Annotated in this window: 21 protein-coding genes; 15 read left to right on the top strand and 6 right to left on the bottom strand. The window is 71.1% G+C overall.

The window, feature by feature from the left end:
• Window positions 1-257: 257 nt before the first annotated feature.
• The 8 genes from FHX52_RS08355 to FHX52_RS08320 all read left to right on the top strand — a co-directional run bounded on the left by FHX52_RS08355 (window position 258) and on the right by FHX52_RS08320 (window position 11,702).
• Entirely contained in the window at window positions 258-2,639 is a 2,382-nt protein-coding gene (locus FHX52_RS08355) for a DEAD/DEAH box helicase (protein ID WP_141821466.1), read from the top strand.
• Between the two features lie 36 nt (window positions 2,640-2,675).
• Window positions 2,676-3,236, top strand: coding sequence for a YqgE/AlgH family protein (locus FHX52_RS08350; protein ID WP_141821465.1), 561 nt, complete (start codon window positions 2,676-2,678; stop codon window positions 3,234-3,236).
• A complete protein-coding gene (locus FHX52_RS08345) occupies window positions 3,236-4,132 on the top strand; it encodes a glutamate racemase (protein WP_141821464.1) in 897 nt (298 codons plus the stop codon). Before FHX52_RS08350 ends, FHX52_RS08345 begins: the two co-directional genes overlap by 1 nt.
• The gene (locus FHX52_RS08340; RefSeq protein ID WP_141821463.1) at window positions 4,129-4,464 is read left to right on the top strand and encodes a DUF3039 domain-containing protein; all 336 of its coding nucleotides are present in this window, start codon (window positions 4,129-4,131) and stop codon (window positions 4,462-4,464) included. Before FHX52_RS08345 ends, FHX52_RS08340 begins: the two co-directional genes overlap by 4 nt.
• A 127-nt stretch (window positions 4,465-4,591) precedes the next feature.
• A complete protein-coding gene (locus FHX52_RS08335) occupies window positions 4,592-5,536 on the top strand; it encodes a zinc metalloprotease (protein ID WP_141821462.1) in 945 nt (314 codons plus the stop codon).
• A 128-nt stretch (window positions 5,537-5,664) separates the two neighbouring features.
• Window positions 5,665-7,425 (top strand): DEAD/DEAH box helicase, encoded by a 1,761-nt coding sequence (locus FHX52_RS08330; RefSeq protein ID WP_141821461.1) that lies wholly within the window; start codon window positions 5,665-5,667, stop codon window positions 7,423-7,425.
• A gap of 179 nt (window positions 7,426-7,604) precedes the next feature.
• Window positions 7,605-9,767: a bifunctional lysylphosphatidylglycerol flippase/synthetase MprF gene (locus FHX52_RS08325; RefSeq protein WP_141821460.1), complete on the top strand. Its 2,163-nt coding sequence runs from the start codon at window positions 7,605-7,607 to the stop codon at window positions 9,765-9,767.
• Between the two features lie 66 nt (window positions 9,768-9,833).
• Complete coding sequence (locus FHX52_RS08320) at window positions 9,834-11,702, top strand: bifunctional metallophosphatase/5'-nucleotidase (protein ID WP_141821459.1); 1,869 nt, start codon at window positions 9,834-9,836, stop codon at window positions 11,700-11,702.
• 114 nt (window positions 11,703-11,816) lie between these two features.
• Here FHX52_RS08320 and FHX52_RS08315 read toward each other — a convergent pair whose 3' ends face one another.
• Together FHX52_RS08315 and FHX52_RS08310 are read right to left on the bottom strand one after the other, a co-directional pair.
• Complete coding sequence (locus tag FHX52_RS08315) at window positions 11,817-13,127, bottom strand: alpha-amylase family glycosyl hydrolase (RefSeq protein WP_141821458.1); 1,311 nt, start codon at window positions 13,125-13,127, stop codon at window positions 11,817-11,819.
• A 12-nt stretch (window positions 13,128-13,139) separates the two neighbouring features.
• Complete coding sequence (locus tag FHX52_RS08310; protein ID WP_141821457.1) at window positions 13,140-13,658, bottom strand: Lrp/AsnC family transcriptional regulator; 519 nt, start codon at window positions 13,656-13,658, stop codon at window positions 13,140-13,142.
• Between the two features lie 108 nt (window positions 13,659-13,766).
• Between FHX52_RS08310 and hppD the strand changes: the two genes are divergently transcribed.
• From hppD to FHX52_RS08285, 5 genes are all read left to right on the top strand, one after another.
• Window positions 13,767-15,011: a 4-hydroxyphenylpyruvate dioxygenase gene (hppD, locus tag FHX52_RS08305; protein ID WP_185747126.1), complete on the top strand. Its 1,245-nt coding sequence runs from the start codon at window positions 13,767-13,769 to the stop codon at window positions 15,009-15,011.
• A 160-nt stretch (window positions 15,012-15,171) separates the two neighbouring features.
• Complete coding sequence (locus FHX52_RS08300; protein ID WP_141821456.1) at window positions 15,172-16,335, top strand: cation:proton antiporter; 1,164 nt, start codon at window positions 15,172-15,174, stop codon at window positions 16,333-16,335.
• 45 nt (window positions 16,336-16,380) lie between these two features.
• Window positions 16,381-17,259 carry an RDD family protein gene (locus FHX52_RS08295; protein ID WP_141821455.1) on the top strand — a complete coding sequence of 293 codons (879 nt, stop codon included), beginning with the start codon at window positions 16,381-16,383 and terminating at the stop codon, window positions 17,257-17,259.
• Between the two features lie 140 nt (window positions 17,260-17,399).
• Window positions 17,400-18,998, top strand: a complete 1,599-nt coding sequence (locus FHX52_RS08290; protein ID WP_425460090.1) for a DHA2 family efflux MFS transporter permease subunit — start codon at window positions 17,400-17,402, stop codon at window positions 18,996-18,998.
• Window positions 18,999-19,096: 98 nt separating this feature from the next.
• Window positions 19,097-19,552 carry a group II truncated hemoglobin gene (locus FHX52_RS08285; RefSeq protein ID WP_141821454.1) on the top strand — a complete coding sequence of 152 codons (456 nt, stop codon included), beginning with the start codon at window positions 19,097-19,099 and terminating at the stop codon, window positions 19,550-19,552.
• Window positions 19,553-19,584: 32 nt separating this feature from the next.
• Here the strand turns inward: FHX52_RS08285 and fahA are convergent, their stop codons facing one another.
• Window positions 19,585-20,832: a fumarylacetoacetase gene (gene fahA, locus FHX52_RS08280; protein WP_141821453.1), complete on the bottom strand. Its 1,248-nt coding sequence runs from the start codon at window positions 20,830-20,832 to the stop codon at window positions 19,585-19,587.
• Window positions 20,833-20,890: 58 nt separating this feature from the next.
• Complete coding sequence (locus tag FHX52_RS08275; RefSeq protein ID WP_141821452.1) at window positions 20,891-21,745, bottom strand: hypothetical protein; 855 nt, start codon at window positions 21,743-21,745, stop codon at window positions 20,891-20,893.
• Between the two features lie 82 nt (window positions 21,746-21,827).
• Between FHX52_RS08275 and FHX52_RS08270 the strand changes: the two genes are divergently transcribed.
• Both FHX52_RS08270 and FHX52_RS08265 read left to right on the top strand, forming a co-directional pair.
• On the top strand, window positions 21,828-23,108 hold the full coding sequence (locus tag FHX52_RS08270; RefSeq protein ID WP_141821451.1) for a homogentisate 1,2-dioxygenase: 1,281 nt from the start codon (window positions 21,828-21,830) through the stop codon (window positions 23,106-23,108).
• A gap of 4 nt (window positions 23,109-23,112) precedes the next feature.
• Window positions 23,113-23,790 (top strand): helix-turn-helix domain-containing protein, encoded by a 678-nt coding sequence (locus tag FHX52_RS08265; RefSeq protein ID WP_141821450.1) that lies wholly within the window; start codon window positions 23,113-23,115, stop codon window positions 23,788-23,790.
• Window positions 23,791-24,022: 232 nt separating this feature from the next.
• On the opposite strand, the gene FHX52_RS08260 is transcribed toward FHX52_RS08265, so the two are convergent.
• Both FHX52_RS08260 and FHX52_RS08255 read right to left on the bottom strand, forming a co-directional pair.
• Entirely contained in the window at window positions 24,023-24,625 is a 603-nt protein-coding gene (locus FHX52_RS08260) for an isochorismatase family protein (RefSeq protein WP_141821449.1), read from the bottom strand.
• Window positions 24,626-24,628: 3 nt separating this feature from the next.
• Entirely contained in the window at window positions 24,629-25,879 is a 1,251-nt protein-coding gene (locus FHX52_RS08255; RefSeq protein ID WP_246069915.1) for a nicotinate phosphoribosyltransferase, read from the bottom strand.
• Window positions 25,880-25,978 lie beyond the last annotated feature (99 nt).

Genomic DNA, 25,978 nt, shown 5'->3' with positions numbered 1-25,978 from the left:
GGATCATGAAGGAAGAGCTGCCACGGGGTTGCCCGACGCGCAAGCTCATTCCGACGAGGTGACACCCCACGGGAAAGTTCGCGCCACCGGGCGCGACCCGTCACCGACACGGAGCGGACCCGATCACCGGACGGCACAGATGCCGGGAACCGGTACACACGGGGCGCACACGATGCGCCTGAGGCTCGTCTGCATGGTCGTGGTTGTCACTCACGGCTCGAGGCGAAGTCTGCTCGAGTCAAGAGAGTTGAATACGCATGTCCAACAGCAAGTCATCCGCCGGCGCGCCCAAGAAGGCCCGCTGGAGCACCGAGAAGAAGGCCGCCAAGGCCTCCGCCACGAAGAAGCCGCACCGCGGTCAGGGCCCGTCGTCGCACGGCGGCTCCCCGTCGCGTCCGGCCTCGGCCGGCACCAGCCACGTCGGTGGCCGTGAGTGGCGCGCGCCCCGCGACGAGCACCGCTCGTCCGACCGTCCCTCCCACAACCGTGACGACCGCGGCACCGGCGGATACCAGCGTCGTGACGACCGTCCGTCGTACAACCGTGACGACCGGGGCACCGGTGGCTACCAGCGTCGTGATGACCGTCCGTCGTATAACCGTGACGACCGCGGCACGGGCGGTTACCAGCGCCGCGACGACCGCGGTACCGGCGGTTACCAGCGTCGTGACGACCGTCCGTCGTACAACCGTGACGACCGCGGCACCGGCGGTTACCAGCGCCGCGATGACCGTCCGTCGTACAACCGTGACGACCGCGGCACCGGTGGCTACCAGCGCCGCGATGACCGCCCGTCCTACAACCGTGACGACCGGGGCACCAGCGGCTACCAGCGTCGCGATGACCGTCCGTCGTACAACCGTGACGACCGCGGCACCAGCGGCTACCAGCGTCGTGACGACCGGCCGGCATACGACCGCGGTGCGCGCAGCGACCGCGGTGACCGCGCTGACCGCGGCACGGGTGGCTACCAGCGTCGCGACGACCGGCCGGCATACGACCGCGGTGCGCGCAGCGACCGGAATGACCGCGGTGACCGTGGCACCGGTGGCTACCAGCGCCGCGACGAGCGCCGCTCGTTCGACCGCCCCCGTTTCGACCGCGACGCCAACCGTGCGCCCGCGACCTTCGATGATGCCGAGGCCGAGCGCATGGACGCCGACACCTGGACCAAGTCAACCCGCGCCGACGTCAGCGAGGGCCCGGTCGACGTGGCCGCCGACAACGGCTTCGCCGCCCTCGGTCTGCCCGAGCGCGTCGTCGAGCGCCTCGCCCGTGAGGGCATCACGACGCCCTTCCCGATCCAGACCGCGACGATCCCCGACGCGCTCGCAGGTCGTGACGTGCTCGGCCGCGGCCAGACCGGCTCGGGCAAGACGCTCGCCTTCGGCCTGCCGCTCATCGCCCGTCTGCTCGAGGCCGACCTGCCGCGTCGCCCGCGCAAGCCGCACGCCCTGATCCTCACGCCGACGCGCGAGCTCGCGATGCAGATCTCCGACGCGCTCGAGCCCCTCGTGCACGTCGTCGGGCTGCGTCACAAGCTCGTGGCGGGTGGCCTCAGCTACACGACGCAGATCAACGCCCTCAACAAGGGCGTCGACATCCTCATCGCGACGCCGGGCCGTCTCAACGACCTGCTCGAGCGCGGTGCGGTCGAGATGGACGACATCGCCATCACCGTGCTCGACGAGGCCGACCACATGGCCGAGATGGGCTTCATGGCCGAGATCACGACGAGCCTCGACAAGATCCCGGCCGACGGCCAGCGCCTCCTCTTCTCGGCGACGCTCGACCGCGGCATCGACGACCTCGTCGCGAAGTACCTCACCGACCCGGTGACGCACTCGACGAACGACGCGACCGCCTCGGTCGAGGGCATGGACCACCACGTCCTGCTCATCGACCCGCAGCACAAGAAGGTCATCACGGCCGAGGTCGCGAACCGTGAGGGTCGCACCGTCGTGTTCTGCCGGACCAAGCTCGGCGCCGACCGCATCGCGCTCCAGCTGCGCGAGCAGGGCGTCATGGCAGCGGCGCTGCACGGTGGTCTCAACCAGGGCCAGCGCAACCGCGTCCTCGGCGCCTTCCGTGACGGCACCCTGCCGGTGCTCGTCGCCACGGACGTCGCGGCGCGCGGCATCCACGTCGACGACGTGTCGGTCGTCCTGCAGGTCGACCCGCCGGCCGACCACAAGGACTACCTCCACCGCTCGGGCCGCACCGCCCGCGCCGGTGACAAGGGCACCGTCGTGACGCTGGCGCTGCCGCACCAGCGCAAGACGATGGAGCGTCAGCTGAAGGACGCCGGTCTCGACATCTCTCCCGTCAAGGCCTCGCCCGGCGACGCGGTCATCGCGGCGACCGGCGCGACGACGCCCTCGGGTGTGGCGATCGACGAGAGCGACTTCCAGCGGCTCATCGCAGGTCCGCAGGCGCACCGTCGGGGGCCGGCCGGCTCGCGCGGTCCGCGTCAGGCCGCGGGCGCGCGTGGCGGTCACCGTCCTCAACACTCCGGGGGTCGCGACGACAACCGCCGTGGCGGCGATGACCGACGTGGTCGTCGCGGGGACCGCAGCGACGGCCTCGTGACCCGTTGGGGCTCCGACGACCGGCCCGAGCGCCGCGGCGCCCGCTACTGACGTACGGCCGCGGGAGCGGTGTGGAAGGCTTGGAGTGTGAGCTCCACCTTCCACACCGGCCGCCTTCTCGTGGCGACACCCTCGGTCGAGGGTGAGGTGTTCCACCGGTCCGTGATCCTCATGCTCCACCATGACGAGGCCGGCGCCCAGGGCGTCGTGCTCAACAAGCCGCTGACTGCCGAGGTCGACTCGGTGCTCCCGGGCTGGCAGCGCGTCGTCACCGCGCCGCACGTCCTCTTCCAGGGCGGACCCGTCTCGACGTCGTCGGCGCTCGGCCTGGTGACGGTGCCCGGCGACGTGCCGGAGCCGCTGGGGGTCCGCCGGCTCTTCGGCTCGCTCGGTCTCGTCGACCTCGACGTGCCGACGCCGGTCGTCGCGGCCGAGCTCGCGGGCATGCGGATCTTCGCGGGCTACTCCGGCTGGGAGTCGGGGCAGCTCGAGGGTGAGATCCTGCGCGGCGACTGGTACGTCGTCGACGCCGAGGGTCGCGACCCCTTCACGGCCGACCCTGACGGCCTCTGGCGCACCGTGCTGCGGCGCCAGCGCGACAGCCTGGCCTACGTCGCAAACTTCCCCGACGACCCGACGATGAACTGATGCCGGTGACCGACACCGACCCGCAGGGCCGAGCCCGGTCCGCTGCCACCACGAGGCGAGTTGCCTTGGTGGACAGCGGTCTCGGGCTTCTCGGCTATGCAGACGCCCTGCACTCGCTGCGCCCCGACCTCGGTCTCGTGCTGTCGCTCGACCCCGACAACATGCCCTACGGTCCGCGCACGCCGGACGACGTCGAGCGCCTCATCCTCGAGTCGGCGCGCGCGACGCTGCCCCACCGGCCCGATGCCGTGGTCGTCGCCTGCAACACCGCGTCGATCCACGGCCTCGACGCGCTGCGCGCCGAGCTCGAGCCCGGCATCCCGGTCATCGGCACGGTTCCGGCGATCCGGCCCGCAGCCGCGACCGGCGGCCCCGTCGCCGTCTGGTCGACGGCGGCGACGACGTCGAGCGACTACCTCCGGGGGCTCGTCGACGCCTTCGCCGCCGACATCGAGACCCACCCTGTCGCCGCACTGGGGCTCGCCGAGGCGATCGAGTCGGGTGATGTCGACGCGGTCGACGAGTGCATCGCGTATGCCGTCTCGCACACTCCCGCTGGAGTGCGCGCTCTCGTGCTCGGGTGCACGCACTACGGTCTCGTGGCCGAGCGCATCGTCGCCGCCCTCGGTGACGTCAGCGTCTTCGACTCCCCGGTCGCGGTCGCCCGCCAGACGCTGCGCCGAATCGGCCTCGAGCCCGATCCCACCGCGCCCCGGGCCGGCATCGAGGCGGTCCTGCAGAGCGGTCGCCCCGGCCCGGCCCCGGAGTCGTGGCGTGCCTACGCGGCCGGCACCCGCCTCCTCGACGCCGGCTCGGACCGGCGCCCGAATGCCCTCGCCGCCCCGTCAGGAGCAGTCGCTCCCGCCGCTCGGCCCGCGGCTAGACTCGTCGAATGAGCACGATGCCCCCCGACCCGTTCGAGTCCGACCCGTTCGAGCCCCAGCCGTTGCGCGGCACGAGCACGGCGACGATCGAGCGCGAGGAGGTTCGTGAGGAGCTCCAGGAGCCCGGCGACCACGAGCGCTTCTCGCACTACGTGCGCAAGGAGAAGATCCTCGAGAGTGCCCTGTCGGGTGAGCCCGTCGTCGCGCTCTGCGGCAAGATCTGGGTGCCGGGGCGCGACCCACAGAAGTTCCCCGTCTGCCCGGTCTGCAAGGAGATCTACGACGGCCTGCGTGACCCGCAGGACGGCGGCGATGGCGACAAGGGCGGCTCCGGCGGTTCCTGAGCCGGCCCGTCCGGGCCGCATTCCTTACGCAGTCTTTACTCGCGCTCGTCCGAAACGGCTGCGTCGCGCCTCCTAGAGTCCGTGAAGGACGTGCCAGACGGCACCGATCGGACGAAAGAGGTCACCCATGAAGTTTCGCTCCCTCGCCCTCGCGGCGCCGCTGGCCCTCGTGGCCGCGAGCCTCGGCGCGCCGGCCTTCGCCTCGCCCGTCGCCGACGGTGCGACGCCGGCCGCCTGCCTCGACCCGCACGCCGTCGGCGCGTCAGACGCGCGGGCGATGCACGGCGCCAAGGACACGAACCACCTCACCGCGGCCGAGGTCCGGGCGAGCGAGGCAGACCTCACCCGCGCCCTCGCTGCCAAGGGCCTGACGCGCGACTCGTCGGGCAAGCTCGCCAAGCCGGGTGCCGGCTCCGCGGCGCTCGTCAGCGCCACCATCAAGGTCTACTTCCACACCATCACGAGCGGCAGCGCCGGTGCGATCAGCCCGACGCAGATCGCCAAGCAGATCGACGTGCTCAACGCCGCCTACTCCGGCTCGGGCTTCAGCTTCGTGCTCGCGGGCAGCGACGTCACGAACAACTCGTCGTGGTTCACCGTGACGCCCGGCAGCCGCGCCGAGAAGAGCATGAAGTCGGCGCTCTACAAGGGCACCAAGGCCGACCTCAACCTCTACGCCGCCAACATCGGCCAGGGCCTGCTCGGCTGGGCGACCTTCCCGAAGTCGAAGATCACCGACCAGGACGGCGTCGTCCTGCTGAACGAGTCGCTGCCGGGCGGGACCGCGACGAACTACAACCTGGGTGACACGGCGACGCACGAGGTCGGTCACTGGCTCGGGCTCTACCACACCTTCCAGGGCGGCTGCGCGGGCTCCGGTGACTACGTGAGCGACACCCCGGCCGAGGCGAGCCCCGCCTACCAGTGCCCCGTCGGCCGCGACACGTGCACGAGCCCGGGCCTCGACCCGATCAAGAACTTCATGGACTACACCTACGACACCTGCATGAACACCTTCACGGCCGGCCAGGTCTCGCGCATGCAGGCGCAGTGGACTGCCTACCGCGCCTGACCCAGCCAGCCACTCACCGCGGCTGCGGAGCGAAACCCGCTGGGCCGCATACCATCTCGGCCGAGGCCCCGCCAACCCGGTGGGGCCTCGGCATGTCGGTCAGGAGGACCGGCTACGGTGGGCGGTCTATGAGTTCAGGGGCTGCATTCCACCTTTCACCCGCCTTTCCGGAGCGGGCGGCCTGGGGCACCGCCAGCAAGCTGAGGGCGTGGCAGCAGGAAGCCCTCGACCGCTACCTCGCCGCCTCTCCGCGCGACTTCCTCGCCGTCGCGACGCCCGGCGCGGGCAAGACGACCTACGCCCTGCGCGTCGCCACCGAGCTGCTGAGCGCCGGCATCGTGCAGCGGATCACCGTCGTCGCGCCGACCGAGCACCTCAAGACCCAGTGGGCCGACGCGGCGGCGCGGGTCGGCATCAGCCTCGACCCGAAGTTCAGCAACAGCGTGGGCCGGCACAGCGAGGACTACCACGGCGTCGCCGTGACCTACGCCCAGGTGGCGTCGCGCCCGGCGCTGCACCGCGAGCTGACGACGAGCCGGCGCACGCTCGTCATCCTCGACGAGGTGCACCACGGCGGCGACGCGAAGAGCTGGGGCGACGGCATACGTGAGGCGTTCGATCCCGCCGAGCGGCGACTGTCGCTCACCGGCACGCCCTTCCGGTCCGACACCTCCCCGATCCCGTTCGTCACCTACGAGCTCGACGCCGAGGGCGCGCTCGTCAGCGCGAGCGACTACACCTACGGCTACGCGGAAGCGCTGCGCGACGGCGTCGTGCGACCCGTGCTCTTCATGGCCTACGGCGGCAGCATGCGCTGGCGCACCAAGGCCGGCGACGAGCTCGAGGCTCGCCTCGGCGAGCCGATGACCCGCGACTTCGTCGCGCACGCCTGGCGCACGGCGCTCGACCCCAAGGGGGAGTGGATCCCCGCGGTGCTGACCGCCGCCGACCGCCGGCTCACCGAGGTGCGCCGCCACGTCGCCGACGCCGGTGGCCTCGTCATCGCCTCCAACCAGACGCAGGCGAGGGCGTATGCCGCCATCCTCCGTCAGCTGACCGGCGAGGCCCCGACCGTCGTCCTCTCCGACGACCTCGGCGCGAGCAAGCGCATCGAGGACTTCGGCGCGAGCGACGAGCGGTGGATGGTCGCCGTGCGGATGGTGTCGGAGGGGGTTGACGTCCCCCGCCTGGCCGTGGGCGTCTACGCGACGTCCACCTCGACGCCGCTCTTCTTCGCCCAGGCGGTCGGCCGCTTCGTGCGGGCCCGCAAGCGCGGCGAGACCGCCTCGGTCTTCCTGCCCTCGGTGCCGGTCGTGCTCGACCACGCCTCACGCCTCGAGGAGCAGCGCGACCACGTGCTCGACCGCAAGCGCGAGGACGACGGCATCGGCGAGCTGTGGGCGCAGGAGCAGAGCCTCATCGACGACGCGAACCGCGCCGAGAAGGCGAGCGGGGCGCTCGACGAAGGTGCCTTCGAGGCCCTCGAGTCCGACGCCCACTTCGACCACGTGCTCTTCGACAAGCAGCAGTGGGGCATGCACGCACAGGTCGGGTCGGAGGACGAGGAGGAGTACCTCGGCCTGCCGGGCCTCCTCGAGCCCGACCAGGTCTCGGCGCTGCTGCGCGAGCGGCAGAGCCGCCAGGTCAAGAAGGCACCCAAGGGCGCAGAGGCGCCGATGCCGGTGGCCGCGCACCGGGCGCTGGCCGCCCAGCGCAAAGAGCTCAACAAGCTCGTCTCGACCTATGCGCGCCAGAAGGGACTGCCGCACGCCAACGTGCACATGGACCTGCGCCGGGTCTGCGGCGGCCCCGACCTCGCGGCCGCCTCGTCGGAGCAGGTCGCCGAGCGGATCGAGAAGATCCGCCTCTGGCTCGTCGGTCGCCGCTAGCCGCCCGCCGTTCGGCGCTCACGGCCCCGCTCGGGGCCGTGCGCTCACGTCGGGGCCGTCTGCACACGGCATACGGTGCGCCACCTGCTCGAACGTGTGCGGCTGGAGACGGCGCGGCGCGTATCACGTGGGCCCTGACCGGTCTCTCACATGGCATGCCCACGGCGGTGCAGCCCCGCATGGTGGAGACCACGTCGCACACGCACGTCCGGTTCCCACTGACCACTGCGCTGCTCTCGCTGGTCCTCGCCGTCAGCGCGGCCACGGGGGCGCTCTGGGGCAGCGACGCCGCTCGCGCCCTCGCGGCCGAGCAGGGCTACGGCCTGCCTGCGTTCGCGTCCGGGCAGTGGTGGACGCTGCTGTCGGGCTCCGTCCTGCTTCCCGACCTGCGGACCCACGTCGCCGTGACGGTGGCGCTCGTCGTGCTCGCGGGCTTCGCCGAGCGGATGCTCGGCTCGCTCCGCGCGCTGGTCGTCGGCGTCGCCTGCCAGCTGGCTGGCGTGCTGGCCGCGGCGGCCGCGCTCGCGTGGGCCGCGTCGACGGGCTGGGACTGGGCCGTCGGGGTCGCCAATGACCTCGACCTCGGACCGCTCACCGGCCTCTTCGGTGCGGCCGCAGCTGCCACGGCGGGGCTGGCATTGCCCTGGCGCGGGCGGCTCAGGTTGGCCCTCGTCGGCTGGGTGGGCCTGACGCTGCTGTATGCCGGGGGGCTGGCCCAGGTCGACCACGCCGCGGCCGTCGTGGTCGGCCTCGGCGTCGGTCCGCTCTGCTTCGGGCGTCTGCCTCGACTGCGTCCGCGCCCGTTGACCCGGCGCGACCACCGCCGCCTCAGCAGCGGGTTCCTCGCCGTGAGCGGCCTGGCCGCGGCCGTGTCGTCGCTCAGCCCGGTGGGTGGGCCACTCGCCGGCCCCGAGCCGACCGTGCGGGTGCTGGCCGTCCACGCCGTGCACGGGCCACCGGGCGGTGCGCTGCTGCACGGCCTCGTCTTCGTCGTGCTGGCCCGAGCGGTGTACCGGGGGAGCCGCCACGCCTGGTGGGTTGCCGTGGCCGTCACCGCGGCCGTGACCTGCGGACAGGTGGCCGTCACGGCCGCGCTCTTCGCGGCCGACCACTCGTGCTGGCCTGCGCTCGTCGACAACGCGGCCCTCGACCTCGTGGGCCTTGCCGTGCTCCTGGCGGGTCACCGCGCGTGCGCCGTCCCGTCCCGCCGGCGCTCCGGGCTGCTGCGCGGCAGCCTGCTCCGCCCGGCCGACGCAGCCGAGCACGACGCGGCCGTGCGGTGCCTCGTGGCACACGGCGCGAGCAGCCGGCTGGCCTGGATGACCACCTGGCCCGAGAACAGGTGGTTCACGGGCGGCGCCGCCGACCGGGGTTACCTCGCCCACCGGGTGCACGCAGGGGTCGCCCTGGGCCTGGGCGACCCGGTCGGTGCGGGCGACCCGGTCGAGCTGCTCGCGGCCTTCGCGAAGCAGGCTCGGCGCGAGGGGCTCGTGCCCTGCCTGTTCGCCGCCACCGAGCCGACCCGGGTGGCCGCGCACCGGCTCGGCTGGACCTCGCTCCAGGTCGCCGAGGAGGCCGTCATCGATCTGGTGTCGCTCGACTTCCGGGGCAGGGTGTGGCAGTACGTGCGCACCGCCCTCAACCAGGCGTCGAAGCGCGGCATCGAGGTGCACCTCGGCCCGCTCGCGGGGATGCCTGCGCGGTGGCGCACCCAGGTCGAGACGATCTCGACGCAGTGGGTCGAGGACAAAGGCCTGCCCGAGCTCGGCTTCACACTCGGAGGCGTCGAGGAGGCCCTCGACCCCCACGTGCGGGTCAGCCTGGCCGTCGACGCCGACGGGGTGGTGCATGGGGTGACGTCGTGGATGCCGATCCACCGCTCCGGTGACGGCCGCCTCGTGGGCTGGACCCTCGACGTCATGCGCCGTCGTCCGGACGGCTTCCGGGGCGTCATGGAGCTGCTCATCGCCCGGACCTGCCTCGAGCTGCGCGAGGAGGGGTGCACGGTCGTCTCGCTGTCGGCCGCACCCCTGGCCCGGACCGCCGCGGACGGCACGAGACGTCCGGTCGAGGCCTTTCTCGACCGTCTCGGCGCGCAGCTCGAGCCGCTCTACGGCTTCCGGTCCCTCCAGGGCTTCAAGGCCAAGTTCCAGCCTCGCGCCGAACCGCTCCACCTTCTCTACCCGGACGAGGCCGCGTTGCCTCGCATCGGCGTCGCCCTGACCCGGGCCTACCTCCCGTCGACGGGATGGTTCGAGCTGGCAGGGTTGCTGCGCCACGGGGCCGGGCGAGCGCCATCAGCCGTTCACGATCGCGTCGGGCCCAGGGCCCCTTCCATCTGAAGCGCGGCGCTAGGGTCGGCGTGTTCCCCCACCAGACGGGACAGACCCGACCCCCTGAAGGACGAGATGAGCACCGACAAGACCCCAGACTTCCTCGCATCCGCCACCACCCGCCGTCAGCTGCTCACCATGGCAGCCGTCGGCGGCGCCGGTGTCGCGGCCGTCGCCGCCGCCGGTCCGTCCGCTGCCGCCACCGCGGCTCCCGGACCCGGCACGAACGGCGAGATCGTGCGACTCACCGTGCTCGGCACGACCGACCTGCACGGCAACGTCCTCAACTGGGACTACTTCAAGAACACCGAGTACGACGACAGGGCGCACAACGACATCGGTGTGGCCAAGGCGTCCTCGATCATCAAGGCCATCCGTGCGGAGGTCGGCGCCGAGCGCACCCTGACGATCGACGCCGGCGACACGATCCAGGGCACCCCGCTCGCCTACTACTTCGCCAAGATCGACCCCATCACCGGCGGCTCCACCCACCCGATGGCCGCCGCGATGAACCAGGTCGGCTACGACGCCGCCGCGCTCGGCAACCACGAGTACAACTACGGCCTCGACACCCTGCGGGCCTTCGAGAAGCAGCTCAACTTCCCCCTCCTCTCGGCCAACTCGGTCGACTGGAACACCGGCGCCCCGGTCTTCAAGCCGTGGATCATCAAGACGGTCAAGCTGCCCGATACGAAGCCGATCAAGGTCGGCATCCTCGGTCTCGTGACGCCCGGCGTCGCCATCTGGGACGCCGCCAACGTCGAGGGCAAGGTGCGCTTCCCGGGCATCGTCGAGCAGGCCAAGGTCATGGTGCCGCGCCTCAAGGCGGCCGGCGCCGACGTCGTCATCGTCGCGTGCCACTCCGGCGACAACGGCGCCTCGTCCTGGGGCGACGCGCTGCCCTACGTCGAGAACGCCAGCGCCATCCTCGCGCAGGAGGTGCCCGGCATCGACGCGATCCTCGTCGGCCACGCACACCTCGAGATCCCGCAGCGCTACGTGACCAACACGGCGACGGGCAAGCAGGTGCTGCTCTCCGAGCCCCTCTACTGGGGCATGCGGGTGACGCGGATGTCGCTCGACCTCCAGAAGATCCGTGGGCAGTGGCAGGTCGTGCACTCCGAGTCGACGCTCTACAACTCCAACGTCGCCCCCGAGGACCCCGCCGTGAGCGGCGCGGTCGCCGCCTCGCACGCGAAGGTGCTCACCTACGTCAACAGCGTCATCGGCACCTCGAAGCAGGCGATGTCCGCCGCGACCTCGCGCTACGAGGACACCGCGGCGATGGACTTCGTCAACTACGTGCAGGGTCTCACCGTCAAGGCGGCCCTTGCCGGCACACCGCAGGCCGGCCTGCCGGTCCTGTCGATCGCTGCGCCGTTCAACCAGGCCGCGGCGATCCCCGAGGGCAACGTCACGGTGCGCGACGTCGCGGGGCTCTACATCTTCGACAACACGCTGCTCGGCATCGTCCTCACGGGCCAGCAGGTCAAGGACTACCTCGAGCAGTCGGCGTGGTACTTCCAGCAGCGCAGCGGCACGGGGCCGTACACGCCGGAGCAGGTGACCAACGCCGTGACCCCGCTCGCTCCCGGAGGCACGCCGGACTACAACTACGACATCGTCGGAGGCCTCGACAAGGCGCTCACCTACGACATCGACATCGCCAAGGACCGCGGCTCCCGCATCGCGAACCTGTCGTATGCCGGTGCCCCCATCGACCTGTCGGCCCAGTTCGTCGTCGCGATCAACAACTACCGGCAGTCGGGCGGTGGCAACTTCCCGCACGTCAAGGCGGCCCCGGTCGTCTACAACCGCCAGATCGAGATCCGCCAGCTGATCATCGACTGGGTGACAGCCAACAAGGTCATCGACGCCGCGGCGTTCTCCAGCGCGGACTGGAAGCTCGTGAGCAACGGCGCCGCGGTCACGATCACGGCCTGACGGCATACGGACTGGCGCATCGGACGCGCCACGGCTGGATGGTTGCGGGCGGGGGCACCCCGCGACCGCAACCATCCAGCCACGGTCCGACTCCTGCGGCGAAGGCGGAGCCGATCAGGAGCCGACGAGCACCTGGTGACCCCACGCCGGCAGCGTGTAGGACTGGCCCGGCGCGAGCTCGACGGCATCGCCCGAGAACGCGTCGGTCCACGTTCCTGCCTGCGGACCGGCGCCGAGCGTCACCGTCTGCTCCTGCGGCGAGAAGTTGAAGGCGGCGAAGACCCGGTCGCCCTCCACCTGGCGCACGAAGCTGAGGACCGCGGCCTCGGCCGAGTTGGGCACGCGCACCATGCGCCCGCCCGCAGCGCCGTTGCGCAGGGCCGGGTGAGCCTTGCGCAGGGCGAGCAGCCGGCGGTAGAGCTCGCCCTGCTCGTCGTTGCGCCACTCGATCTCGTCCTTCTCGAAGAAGTCGAGCCGGCGGTCGCTGCCCGCCTCCTGGCCGTTGTAGATGAGCGGCATGCCCTCGCTGACGACCGACAGCACGATCGAGGGGACGAGCGCGTCGCCGAACTGCTCGTACTCGGTGCCCTCCCAGGCGTTCTTGTCGTGGTTGCTGACGAAGAGCATGCGGTAGGCGTCGCGCTGGTAGAAGCGGTCGTTCCACGCGTAGTACACCTTGAGCACATCGACGTCGGCCTTGCCGTGGGCGATCTTGTGCAGGGTGTCGTTCCAGCTCCACGCGTAGGACATGTCGAAGGCCCGCACGTGCAGGTCGCGCGACTCCCACTCGGCGAGCATGAAGACGGGCTTGATCTCGTCGAGCTCGCGGCGCACGTTCTCCCAGAAGTCGAGCGGCACGAAGCCCGCGACGTCGCAGCGGTAGCCGTCGACGTCGGCCTCGCGCACCCAGAACTTCATCGCCTCCGTCATGTACCTGCGGAGGTCCTCGTTGTCGTAGTCGAGATCGATGATGTCGTCCCAGTCCCACCACGGCGTGGGCCGGAAGCTGCCGTTCCAGTCACGGGCGTACCACTCGGGGTGCTCCTCGACGAGGGGGTTGTCCCAGGCGGTGTGGTTGGCGACCCAGTCGAGGATGACGTGGAAGCCGAGGTCGTGGGCGGCCGCGACGAAGTGGCGCAGGTCGTCGAGCGTGCCGAACTCGGGGTTGACCCCGAGGTAGTCCTTGACGGCGTACGGGCTGCCGAGACCGCCCTTGCGGTTGAGCTCGCCGATCGGGTGGACCGGCATGAGCCACAGGATGTCCACCCCCAGGTCGCGCAGCCGGGGGAGGTGCGCCTCGGCCGCCCGGAAGGTGCCCTCGGGCGTGAAGTTGCGCTGGTTGATCTGGTAGATCGTCGCATCACGGCTCCACTCGGGGTGCGTGAGCTCGACTGCCGGCCGGGGCGTGTAGGGGTTCGTGGTCACGGGCACAGTCTCCTAGGACGTGGCGCTGGCGCCGCCGAGCAGGTGCTCGACAAGCGGGATCGTACGGTGGTCGAGGCGGGTCGCGAGCGAGATGACCGTCGACGCGCGGGTGACGTGGGCATCGTCCACGACCTGGTCGATGACGCGCTGGAGGTCGGCGTTGTCGCGGCCGACGATCCGGATGAGCACGTCACCCGACCCGGTGATTGTGTGCGCCTCGATCACCTCGGGGATCGCGGCGAGGTGGTCGACGACGGGGGAGTGGCCGCCGCGGCCCTGGCGGATCTCGAGGGTGCAGAAGGCCGTGACGGGGTAGCCGAGCGCTGCCGGGTCGACGTCGGGCGCCATCGAGCGCAGCACACCCGTGCGCTGCAGCCGGTCGAGCCGGGCCTGCACGGTTCCGCGGGCGACGCCGAGGCGCCTCGACGCACCGAGGACGCCGACCCCGGGCTCGCGCAGCAGGAGGAGCAGGATGCGGCAGTCGAGGGCGTCGACGGGCGCTCGCGGTGGCGGTGAGGGCTGCGACGTCATGGGCAGAGTGTCCAGCACCGGACGGCATACGGGCAACAGTTTGTGCACTGTGCCCACCCTGGGGCGCACCTGTTGACCATTGTCAGCCCACTCCGTCACCCTCACGACATGACTGACACGATGCCGTCTCAGGCCCCCGCCCACCGCGCCGACCTCACCGACCAGGAGCGCGAGGCGAACCTCGACCTCGAGCAGCTGAAGCAGCTCGTCGGACTCGTCGACTACGACGAGGACGCCGACGTCTTCCCCGTCACCGGCTGGGACGCGATCGTCTTCGTCGCGGGCAACGCGACCCAGAGCGCGCACTACTACCAGAGCGCGTGGGGCATGGAGCTCGTCGCCTACTCCGGCCCCGAGAACGGCAACCGCGACCACAAGGCCTTCGTCCTCAAGAGCGGTTCGATCCGCTTCGTCGTCAAGGGCGCCGTCGACCCCGACAGCCCGCTCGCCGACCACCACCGACGCCACGGCGACGGCGTCGTCGACATCGCGCTCGAGGTGCCCGACGTCGACCGCTGCATCGCCCAGGCGCGTCGCGCCGGCGCGACCGTGGTCGAGGAGCCGGCCAACCACACCGACGAGCACGGCACGGTGCGCACCGCCGCCATCGCGACCTACGGCGAGACGCGCCACACGCTCGTGCAGCGCACCGTCGACGGGCAGACGTATGCCGGCCCCTACCTCCCCGGCTACGTGCCGACCGCGTCGTCCTACGAGAAGCGCGAGGGCCAGCCCATGCGGCTCTTCCAGGCGCTCGACCACATCGTCGGCAACGTCGAGCTGGGCCACATGGACGAGTGGGTCGACTTCTACAACCGCGTCATGGGCTTCGTGAACATGGCCGAGTTCATCGGCGACGACATCGCGACCGACTACTCGGCGCTCATGAGCAAGGTCGTCGCCAACGGCAACCACCGCGTGAAGTTCCCGCTCAACGAGCCGGCCATCGCCAAGAAGAAGAGCCAGATCGACGAGTACCTCGACTTCTACCGGGGCGCCGGCGCCCAGCACCTCGCCGTCGCGACGAACGACATCCTCGCGTCGGTCGACGCGCTGCGCGCCAACGGCGTCGAGTTCCTCGACACCCCCGACAGCTACTACGAGGACGCCGAGCTGCGCGAGCGTATCGGCAACGTCCGCGTGCCGATCGAGGAGCTGCAGAAGCGCAAGATCCTCGTCGACCGCGACGAGGACGGCTACCTGCTCCAGATCTTCACGAAGCCGCTCGGCGACCGCCCGACCGTCTTCTTCGAGCTCATCGAGCGGCACGGCTCGCTCGGTTTCGGCAAGGGCAACTTCAAGGCGCTTTTCGAGGCGATCGAGCGCGAGCAGGACCGGCGCGGCAACCTCTGACCGGCGCGTGGTCGGGTTGGTCCGGTCGGTCCCGGTGGGACCGGCCGGACCCGCTGCGCTGCGGGACCACACGGCGTAGATTGCGGCCATGCACGAAGGTCCCGCGAGCCCAGCCCCGGTGACCGTGCTCGCCGCGAGCCGCGAATCGGACTGAGCGCCGATGGGATTCGCCACGCTCGCCCTCATCTGCCTGGTCGCCATCATCGGTCCGCTGCTGTCGCTGCCGCGCTGGCTGCACCTTCCCGTCGTCATCGGCGAGCTCGCCGTCGGCATCCTCCTCGGGCGCACCGGGCTCGGCGTGCTCGACCCGAGCAACGAGACCTTCAGCTTCCTCGGCGAGGTGGGCTTCGCCCTCGTGATGTTCGTCGCCGGCACCCACGTGCCGGTGCGCGACCCCGCGCTGCGCCCCGGGCTGAGCCGCGGGCTCGGGCGTGCCGTCGCCGTCGGCGTGCTCTCCGTGCCGGCGGGGTGGGCGCTCGCACACCTCTTCGGCACCGGCCACGCCGCCCTGTATGCCGTGCTGCTCGCCTCGTCGTCGGCCAGCCTCGTGCTCCCCGTCCTCGACGGCACTCCCGTGCGCGGCCCGATGATGGTGCAGCTGCTGCCGCAGCTCGCCGTCGCCGACGCCGCCTGCATCGTCGCGCTGCCGATGGCGATCGACCCTGCGCATGCCGGCCGGGCCGTCTTTGGCTCGCTGGCGGTCATCAGCTGCGCCTTCCTGCTCTGGCTGCTGCTGCGATGGTTCGTCGGGTCCGGGCGCGAGCGGAAGGTGCGCGAGATCTCGCACGAGCGCAGCCTTGCCGTCGAGCTGCGGGCCTCCCTCGCCATCCTCTTCGCGCTCGCCGCTGTGGCCGCGGCGACCCACGTCTCGGTGATGCTGGCCGGCTTCGCGGCGGGCATCGCGCTCTCGGCGGTCGGGGAGCCACGCCGGGTGGCGAAGCAGCTCTTCGCCGTGACCGAGGGCTTCTTCGCGCCGATCTTCTTCGTCTGGCTGGGGGCCTCGCTCGACCTGCGCGAGCTGGGGACGCATCCCGCGGCCATCGTCCTGGGCCTCGCCCTCGGTGGGAGCGCCCTCGTCGTCCACGGCGCCATGGTCGTGACGGGACAGCCCTGGCCGACCGCTCTCATCACCGCAGCCCAGCTCGGGGTGCCCGTCGCTGCGGTGACGCTCGGCAACACCCTCGGGCTCATGGCGCCGGGGGAGGCCCCGTCGCTGCTCCTCGGCGCGCTGGTCACGGTTGCTGCGACCGCCTTGGTGTCGGGACGGGTCCGCGCGCTGGCACAGGCGGAGGAGACGATCCTGCAACGGCAGGGGGCGAGCTGAGCCACCTGGCGCTGAAGGTGCGGGAGGTCATGGCACAGTTGACCCATGAGCCAGCAACCGTCCGGGTGGTACGACGACCCGAGCAACCCCGACATGCTCCGCTACTGGGACGGTGTGATGTGGACGAGCCACACCGCGCCGAAGAAGTCGCCGACCCTGCCGCAGAGCAGCAGCCTTCCGCCGCAGGCGTCCTCGTCCGACGCGACGGGAGCTGCCGCGACCCAGGGCGTGCCGACGGCGACGACGCCGATGCCGCAGGGCAGCGGGTGGCAGGGGCAGGCGCCCCAGGCTTACGGCCAGGGTGGCCAGGTCGGGCAGCAGGGCCAGTACGGCCAGGCGCCGCAGTACCCCGGTGCACCGGCCACCGCAGCCTGGATGCAGACGATCAAGACGACGGCCGACGGCGTCCCGCTCGCGTCCTGGGGGCGCCGTCTCGCCGCGTGGATCATCGACGGAGTCATCCTCACGATCCTGTCCTACGTGCTGCTCAACGCCTTCGCATCGGACTACTTCACGACGATCGAGAACCTCATCGACGCCGCGTCGCGCCAGAACCAGACCGAGATCCAGAACATCGCCCAGGACCTCGCCGGCCAGGCGTTCCGCGTGGGGCTCATCACGTGGGGCACCATCACGGTCTACTGCCTCGCCTTCTGGACGACGCTCGCCCAGACGCCCGGAAAGATGGCGGTGGGCATCAGCGTCCGCCGCGTCGACCGGCCGGGCCCGCTCGACATCGGCAGCGCCCTGCGGCGCCGCCTCATCTCGGTCCTGCAGATCGTGCCGCTGGTGTCCGGGCTCTACTTCATCGTCTTCCTGCTCGACTACCTGTGGCCGCTCTGGGACGACAAGCGCCAGGCGCTGCACGACAAGGTCGGGCGCACCCAGGTCGTCATGGGCAAGCAGCCGCGCGGCCAGGCCTGACGGACTGAGTTCCCGAGCCGGGGTTTCGCCGGCCGGGACTATTGGCTTGCGTGGCTGTCGGTGGGCAGGTCCACAATGGCTGATGCGCTGCTGTGCGGCACTGTCGTCGCACCCCAGCCGTGACGCCGAGGGGAGCCACCGTGTCCAGGTCAGCCAGTCACCACCCTTCCGCCGAGCCGTCGCTCGCCTCCTCGGGGGTGCCTGACTACCCGGACGAGATCGACGGCGCCGTGCTCAAGGTGGCCGGGGTCGTGGTGCTCGGCGCCATCATGTCGATCCTCGACATCACGGTCGTCAACATCGCGCTGCCCACCTTCCAGACCGCCTTCGCCGAGGACCCCGCCAACCCGCTGCCCTACTCCACCGTCGCCTGGACGGTCACCGCCTACACGCTCGCGCTCGCGACGGTCATCCCGCTCACTGGCTGGGCCGCCGACCGCTTCGGCACCAAGCGTCTCTACACCCTCGCCATCGGCCTCTTCACCATCGGCTCTGCCCTCTGCGCGACTGCGGCAACCATCGAGATGCTCATCGGCTTCCGCGTCCTCCAGGGGCTGGGTGGCGGCATGCTCATGCCGCTCGGCATGACGATCATGACGCGCGCCGCCGGTCCGGCTCGGATGGGCCGGCTCATGGCCATCCTCGGGGTGCCGATGCTGCTCGGGCCGATCTTCGGGCCGATCCTCGGCGGCTGGCTCATCGAGGTCGCGAGCTGGCACTGGATCTTCCTCATCAACGTGCCGATCGGCATCGTCGCGGTGCTGTACGCACTCTGGGCGCTGCCCTCCGACCGACCCGAGCCGTCCGAGTCGTTCGACGTCGTCGGCATGCTGCTCATGTCGCCCGGTCTCGCCCTCTTCCTCTACGGCATCAGCTCGATCCCGGGTGAGGGCACGTTCATGTCGACGAAGGTCCTCGTGCCGTTCTGCATCGGCCTCGTCATGCTGGTGGCCTTCGTCTTCTACAGCTTCCGGCCGAAGCACCCGCTGCTCGACCTGCGCCTCTTCCGCAACCGGAGGCTCAGCGTCGCGACGATCACGATGTTCCTCTTCGCCGCGGCCTTCTTCGGCGGTCTGCTGCTCGTGCCGACCTACTTCCAGCAGGTGCGCGGCGAAGACACCCTGCACGCGGCTTTCCTCATGGTGCCGCAGGGCATCGGCGCGATGATCACGATGCCGATCGCGGGCTCCCTCACGGACCGCATCCCCGTCGGGCGCATCGTCCCGTTCGGTCTGCTGCTCATCACCGGTGGGATGTTCGCCCTGACCCAGGTCGGCACTGACACCTCGTACTGGGGGTTCATGATCCCGGTGCTCTTCATCATGGGCCTCGGCATGGGCGGCACGATGATGCCGATCATGACCTCGGCGCTCAAGACCCTCCAGTCGCATCAGGTGGCCCGGGGCTCCACCCTGCTCAACATCACGCAGCAGATCGCGAGCTCGGTCGGCGTGGCCGTCATCTCGGTCGTCTTCACCAACTACCTCAAGGCGGCACCGCTCGCCATCCCCGCGATCGCGGCGCAGAAGGACCCCGCCCTCGTCGACCAGGTCGGTGGGCCCGCAGCGGTCGAGGAGGGGCTCGCGCAGGCCGCCGACGCCTTCGGAAGCACCTTCCTCGTGGCGGCGATCCTGCTCTGCACCACCTTGGTGGCGGCATCGTTCCTTCCGCGCAAGCACGAGGAGTCACACCTGCTCGACGACGTCGCAGAAGGCGCACCCGGAGTCGTCCTGCACTGACCTGTGGCCGTCGAGGCGGCCCCGGTCTGTGCTGGCCCCCGTCGTCCCACCGATTGCTCCAGCACCGTCGGCGACCCGGGGGGTGGCATGGTGGAGCGATGCAGACGCTCTACGACGCAGCGGGCGGAACCGAGGGCATGGTGGCGCTGGCCCATGCCTGGCACGAGCGGGTGCTCGCCGACGAGATCGTGAGCCACGCCTTCAGCCACGGATTCCGTGCCGACCACACCGAGCGCCTCGCTGCCTACTGGAGCGAGGCGCTCGGTGGTCCTGACACCTACTCGCGCACGATGGGGGACGAGAGCGAGGTGGTGCGGATGCACAGCGGCAACGGCCCCCACGAGGAGATGGACCGTAGGGCGATCGCGTGCTTCGACGAGGCGCTGCGTGACGTGGGACTTACCGACGAGCCTCTGCGCTCAGCGCTGCACGACTACTTCGCCTGGGCCACGACGTCGACGATGAGCCGCTACCACCACTCAGCGGACGATGTGCCCGATGGCCTGAGCATCCCGAGGTGGTCGTGGCACGGGCTCGTCGGCCCCGCCGGCTGACGACCCCGAACGGCTGGACGACGGCCCGCCGGTCACGCCTCCAGTGGCAGTGCCGGGCGGATCGTGCCCGTCACCTCACCGAGGCCGATCCTCGACCCACCGGGCCCCGGCGCCCACGCCGTCATCGTCACGGTGTCGCCGTCCTCGAGGAAGCCACGGGTCGAGCCGTCGGGCAGGGTGAGCGGCTCGGTGCCGTTCCACGTGAGCTCGAGCAGGCTGCCGCGCGAGTCCACGCTCGGCCCGCTGATGGTGCCGGAGCCGAAGAGGTCGCCGTCGCGCAGAGAGGCTCCGTTGACCGTGAGGTGGGCGAGCATCTGGGCCGGCGACCAGTACATGCCGGAGTGCTCAGGGCGCGACACGACGGTGCCGTTGAGGCTGACCTCGACATGCACGTCGAGACCGAACGCATCGCCCTGAAGATAGGGCAGGACCGGCGGATCGGCTTGCCCCGGAAGGGGAACTCGAGCCTCGTGGAGCGCCTCGAGTGGGGTGACCCACGCCGACACGGAGGTCGCGAAGGACTTGCCGAGGAACGGCCCGAGCGGGACGTACTCCCAGGCCTGGATGTCGCGCGCGCTCCAGTCGTTGAGGATGACGACGCCGAAGAGGTGGTCGGCCGCGGCGTCGACGGACACTCGCGAGCCGAGCTCCGTCGCGCCACCGACGACGTAACCGAGCTCGGCCTCGATGTCGAGACGGATGCTCGGGCCGAAGACGGGAGCCGGGTCCTGCGGTCCCTTGCGCTGACCGCTCGGTCGCACGACGTCGGTCCCTGAGACCACGACCGTTCCCGCCCTGCCGTGGTAGCCGATCGGCAGGTGCTTCCAGTTCGGTGGCAGCGCAGCGTTGTCGGGTCGGAAGATCTGCCCGACGTTGCTCGCGTGGTGCTCGCTCGCATAGAAGTCGACGTAGTCGGCCACCTCGACCGGCAGGTGCAGGGTGATGCGGTCGAGCGGGATGAGGTGCGGCTCGACACCCGCCCGGTGCACGTCATCGCGCAGAATCTCGTTCAGCCACTCGCGGGCGACCGTCCACGCCGGCCGGCCGAGGGACAGAAAGGCGTTGAGGCTCGGCGTCTGCCAGACGGCGGCGAGGTCCGGGCCGTCACCGACCAGCCCGGCATCCCGTCCGACCGCGGCGACGGCGCCCGCGTCGAGGACGAGGTCGCCGATGCGTACGCCGACCCGCCGCTCGGGCGCGTCGTCGGTGGAGAAGACGCCGTAGGGGAGGGTGTCGATGCCGAAGGGATGGTCGGTCGGGACGTCGAGCCACGTCGTCACGTGCGGTCTCCTCGTGGGTGGGTCGGTGGGTGGGTTCGTGTGGCGTGAGTGGGTGCGGTCAGCGGTCGAGGTGCGGGTGCTCGGCGATGAGGCCGAGGGCCGCGAGCTCCACGAGCGGGTCGAGCACCCCGCAGCAGCCGCATGCCGTGAAGCTGGCTCGCACACGGGCCGCGTCGACAGCCGTCAGCCGTGACACGCGCTCTGCGAGCAGCTCGGCGCTCGACTGCGCAAGGATCTGGGCGAGCTCCGGGGCCTCCGCTCCGCCGAGAGCCTCATGGGTCGCGACGAGGACGTTGAGCAGCCCGTGCTGCTGCTCGGTTCCGTAGCGTCCGCGCACGGCGTGGTGCAGGCCACCGGTCAGCTTGAACGAGAGTCCGTGCAGGATCACCGCGTCGAGGAAGCCGCCGAGGGCGTGCTCGTCGGGCCAGGGCCACGACGGGGTAGCGCCGGTGCGGAACTTCGCGATGACGTCGGCGTCGGCGTCGACCGCGGCGGCGATGTCGTCGAGCCCGGTCTGCTGGTCGGCGCCCGTGCCCACCTCGACGACGACAGGGACATCGAGCTCGAGAACCGACCGCCAGTCGGTGGACCAACCGAGCTCGACCCCGGTGAGGACGACGCGCGCATCGTCGCGCAGGAGGCCGGCGGCCTCGACGAGCGGGTGGACGGGGGAGCCCGGGCGCACGACGAGCCCGACCTCGAGCGGCTGTGCCGCCGTCCGCTCATCGAGCGACGCGAGGCGGGCGAGCTCGACCACGTCGGTGGCGGGCACGAGAAGCGTGCCGATGTGGCCGGCATACGGCTGGGTGCGCCTGTCGAGGTGCTCGCGCACGGCGACGTCGAGCGGTGCGAGCCCGGGCGGGAAGACGGCCGCGTCGTCGACGAGGCGGTCGAACAGCGGCGTCCTTGACATGTGGGGGAGCGTACTCCACTGTGGCAATAGTGATACGCCAGCGTCCGATTATCGGACGCCCGTCAACGATGAACGAGGAGCCATGGCGCACTACCAAGCCGTCGGCAGCATCCCGCCGAAGCGTCACACGCAGCACCGTCGTCCCGGCCGGGGCCCCAAGGCGGGCGAGCTGTACTACGAGGAGCTCATGGGCGAGGAGGGCTTCAGCTCCGACAGCTCGCTGCTCTACCACCGCAACATCCCGTCGACGATCGTCGCCTCGCGGGTGTGGGAGCTGCCCGACCAGTCGACGACGCCCAACCACCCGCTCCTGCCGCGGCACCTCAAGCTTCACGACCTCTTCGATGCCAAGGCCACCCGCGCCGCCGACGTCGTCACGGGCCGACGGCTCGTCCTCGGCAACGGTGACGTGCGCATCTCCTACGTCGTCGCTGCGCAGCCGAGCCCGTGGTACCGCAACGGCATCGGCGACGAGTGCGTCTATGTCGAGCGCGGAAAGGCAAGTGTCGAAACGGTTTTCGGCTCCTTCGAGGTCGGCGAGGGCGACTACGTCATCATCCCGCGCGCGACGACGCACCGCTGGATCCCGAAGAGGTCGACGAAGGACCCGCTGCGCGCCTACTGCATCGAGGCGAACAGCCACATCGCCCCGCCGAAGCGCTACCTCAGCAAGTACGGTCAGCTCCTCGAGCACGCCCCCTACTGCGAGCGCGACCTGCGCCAGCCGGTCGGGCCGCTGCTCGCGGAGGACGTGGGCGCCGACCCCGACGAGCAGACCGACGTCTACATCAAGCACCGGGGCAACGGCCCGGGCGGCGTCGTCGGCACGGTGCACACGCTGCCGTGCCACCCCCTCGACGTCGTCGGCTGGGACGGCTGCCTCTACCCGTACGTCTTCAACGTGCGCGACTTCGAGCCGATCACGGGGCGCATCCACCAGCCGCCGCCCGTCCACCAGGTCTTCGAGGGCTGGAACTTCGTCATCTGCAACTTCGTGCCGCGCAAGGTCGACTACCACCCGCTCGCCATCCCGGTGCCGTATTACCACTCCAACGTCGACAGCGACGAGATCATGTTCTACGTCGACGGCGACTACGAGGCGCGCAAGGGCTCGGGCATCGGAAAGGGCTCGATCTCGGTGCACCCCGGTGGGCACCCGCACGGACCCCAGCCGGGCGCGACCGAGGGATCCATCGGTGTCGAGCGCTTCGACGAGCTCGCCGTCATGGTCGATACCTTCCGCCCGCTCGATCTGGGCGAGGCGGGCCTGGCTGTCGACGACGGCGTCTACGCGATGTCGTGGTCGCAGGGCCTGGGTCGCCCGGGGCCAGGCGGTGCCGGCGGCGTGCACTCCGAGGGTTGAGCGCGTGTCGTCCGAGGCGTCTGCGCCGCGGTCAGAGTCGTCGCAGACCCTCGACCGCGGCATACGGATCCTCGAATCCCTCGCTGCGCGAGGCGATTCCGCGGGTCTGACAGTCACCGAGCTCGCGACGGCTCTCGGGGTGGGACGTCCCGTGGTCTACCGGCTGGTGACCACGCTGGAGGCCCACCACCTCGTCGCCCGGGCCGACGACGGGCGGGTGCGGCTGGCGCTCGGCATCAGCCGCCTCGCCTCGGCCGTGACGCCGATCGTGCGGGCCGAGGCGCGGCCGGTGCTGCGTGAGCTCGCCGACGCCGTCGGGGCAACCGCCCACCTGACGATCGCGGAGGGCGACGAGGCGCTCGCGCTCGTCGTCGTCGAACCGTCGTGGACCGACTTCCACGTCGCCTACCGCTCGGGGGCGAGGCACCGCCTCGACCAGGGGGCGGCGGGCCGGGCCATCCTCGCGGGCCGGTCGGGGCAGGACGGGGTCGTCGCGTCCGACGGGGAGCTGCAGGCCGGCGCGCACGGGCTCGCCGTGCCGCTCGCGGCTGCCGTCGCCGGCTCCGCTCCGGCGACGGTCGAGGCGTCGGTCGGCGTCGTCGCGCTCGAGCCGCTCGACGTCCGCGTCGTCGGCCCGCGTCTCCAGCGCGCGGCCCGCGCCCTGCGCGCCGTCCTGCGCTGACCCCGCACCCCACTCGAGTGGCCTCGTCGTCCCAGCTCGGGAGTGGCGCGTGGGGCGGAGCGGCCACTCGACTGGGGGAGAGGGGCACTCGAGTGGCCTCGTCGTCCCAGCCGGGAGTGGCTGGTGGGGCGGAGCGGCCACTCGACGGGGGAGTCGGGACTCGAGTGGCCTCGTGGTCCCAGTTCGGGAGTGGCGCGCGGGGCGGATCGGCCACTCGATTGGGGAGGGGGCGTCAGCTCGCGACGGTGGGGGTTCCGAGCAAGCGTATGCCGGCCTCGTCCATCTCGTGGAGCGCGGCGTCCGTCGTGGGCCGAGCCACGCCCGCCGTGAGGTCGAGCAGCACCGTCGTGTCGAAGCCCTCGCGCTGGGCGTCGAGTGCCGTGGCGCGCACGCAGTGGTCGGTGGCGATGCCGACGACCTCGACCTGACCGACGTGGTGGTCGCGCAGCCAGGCGGCGAGCGACGAGCCCTCGCCGTCATCGCTGTGGCCCTCGAATCCGCTGTAGGCAGCAGCGTGCTCACCCTTGCGAAAGACCGCCTCGACGTGGTGCAGGGCGGTCGCGAGGTGCGGGTGGAAGTCGGCGCCCTCGGAGTCTGCGACACAGTGGACCGGCCACGAGTCGACGTAGTCGGGGGTGTCGGAGAAGTGTGGCCCGGGATCGATGTGCCAGTCGGCGGTGGCGACGACGTGGTCGTAGTCGGCAGCGTGCCGCACGACGTGCTCGGACACGAGCTGGGCAATCTCTGCCCCGCCGGTCACCGCGAGCGAGCCGCCTTCGCAGAAGTCGTTCTGCACGTCGACGATGATCAGCGCGCGTCCCTCGGATTCGGCCATGGCTCAGTCCTCCTCGTAGATGGTGGGAATGACGGGCTCCCCCCGTGAGAGCTGGCGGGCGGCGCGCGGCAGCTCCGCCCGCGACGCCTCGTGTCGGGCGCGTGCCTCGTGGATGTCCTGGTGGTCGATGACCTCGCCGCCGCGCACGAGGCCGATCATCAGGGCGCGGTCGTCGCCGTCGTCGCGTGGCTGCTCGCCGATGCCGATGACCTCGGCCTGTGCGACACCGCGCTCGTTGCGGCGGCGCAGAGCCCACTTGCGACCACCGACCGACGTCTTGTCCTTGCTCTTCTTCGCCACGCTCTGCATGACCCCGGACGCGTCCTCGCGCTGGACGAGCTTGTAGACCATCGACGCCGTCGGGGCGCCCGACCCCGTGACGAGCGCGGTGCCGACGCCGTAGCCGCTCACCGGCCCGGCCGCGAGTGCGGCGATGGCGAACTCGTCGAGGTCGGAGGTGACGATGATGCGGGTGTCGCGGTTGCCGGCGGCATCGAGCTGGGCCCGCACCTCGGTCGCCTGGATGAGCAGGTCGCCGGAGTCGAGGCGCACGGCTCCCAGCTCGGGCCCGGCGATCTCGAGGGCGAGGTCGACGGCGTGCCGCACGTCGTAGGTGTCGACCAGCAGCGTCGTGCCCTTGCCGAGCGACTCGACCTGAGCGGTGAAGGCCTCGCGCTCGGAGTCGTAGAGCAGGGTGAAGGCGTGTGCGGCCGTGCCCGTCGTGGGCACGCCGTAGCGCCGCCCCGCCTCGAGGTTGCTCGTCGCGTCGAAGCCGCAGATGTAGGCCGCCCGTGCTGCGGCGACAGCCGACTCCTCCTGCGTGCGCCGCGAGCCCATCTCGATGCACGGCCGGCCTCCGGCGGCGCTTGTCATGCGCGAGCCGGCCGACGCGATCGCGGTGTCGTGGTTGAGGATCGACAGCACGAGCGTCTCGAGCAGGACCCCCTCGGCGAAGGACGACTCGACGACGAGCACCGGTGAGCCGGGGAAGTAGCACTCGCCCTCGGCGTAGCCGCTGACGTCACCGGTGAAGCGGTAGGAGGCGAGGTAGTCGAGTGTCGCCCCGTCGACGACCTCGGCGTCGGTGAGGAAGCGCAGCTCGTCGTCGCCGAACCGGAAGGCCTCGAGCGCCTCGAGGATGCGGCCGGTGCCACCGACGACCCCGTAGCGCCGCCCGTCGGGCAGCCGCCTCGCGAAGGCCTCGAAGACGCAGCGCCGGTGCGCCTCGCCCGAGGCGAGTGCGGCCTGGAGCATCGTCAGCTCGTAGTGGTCGGTCAGCAGGGCGGTGCTCGCGGTGCTGGTGGTGGCGGTCGCACGGGTGCTCACCCCGCCACCCTACGGGCGGGGGCCACC

Origin of the sequence: Humibacillus xanthopallidus (genome assembly GCF_006717145.1) — a bacterium.
Taxonomy (GTDB): Bacteria; Actinomycetota; Actinomycetes; order Actinomycetales; family Dermatophilaceae; genus Humibacillus; species Humibacillus xanthopallidus.
The sequence above is the reverse complement of the archived record's forward strand: the minus strand, read 5'-3'. Positions and strand labels throughout refer to the sequence as shown.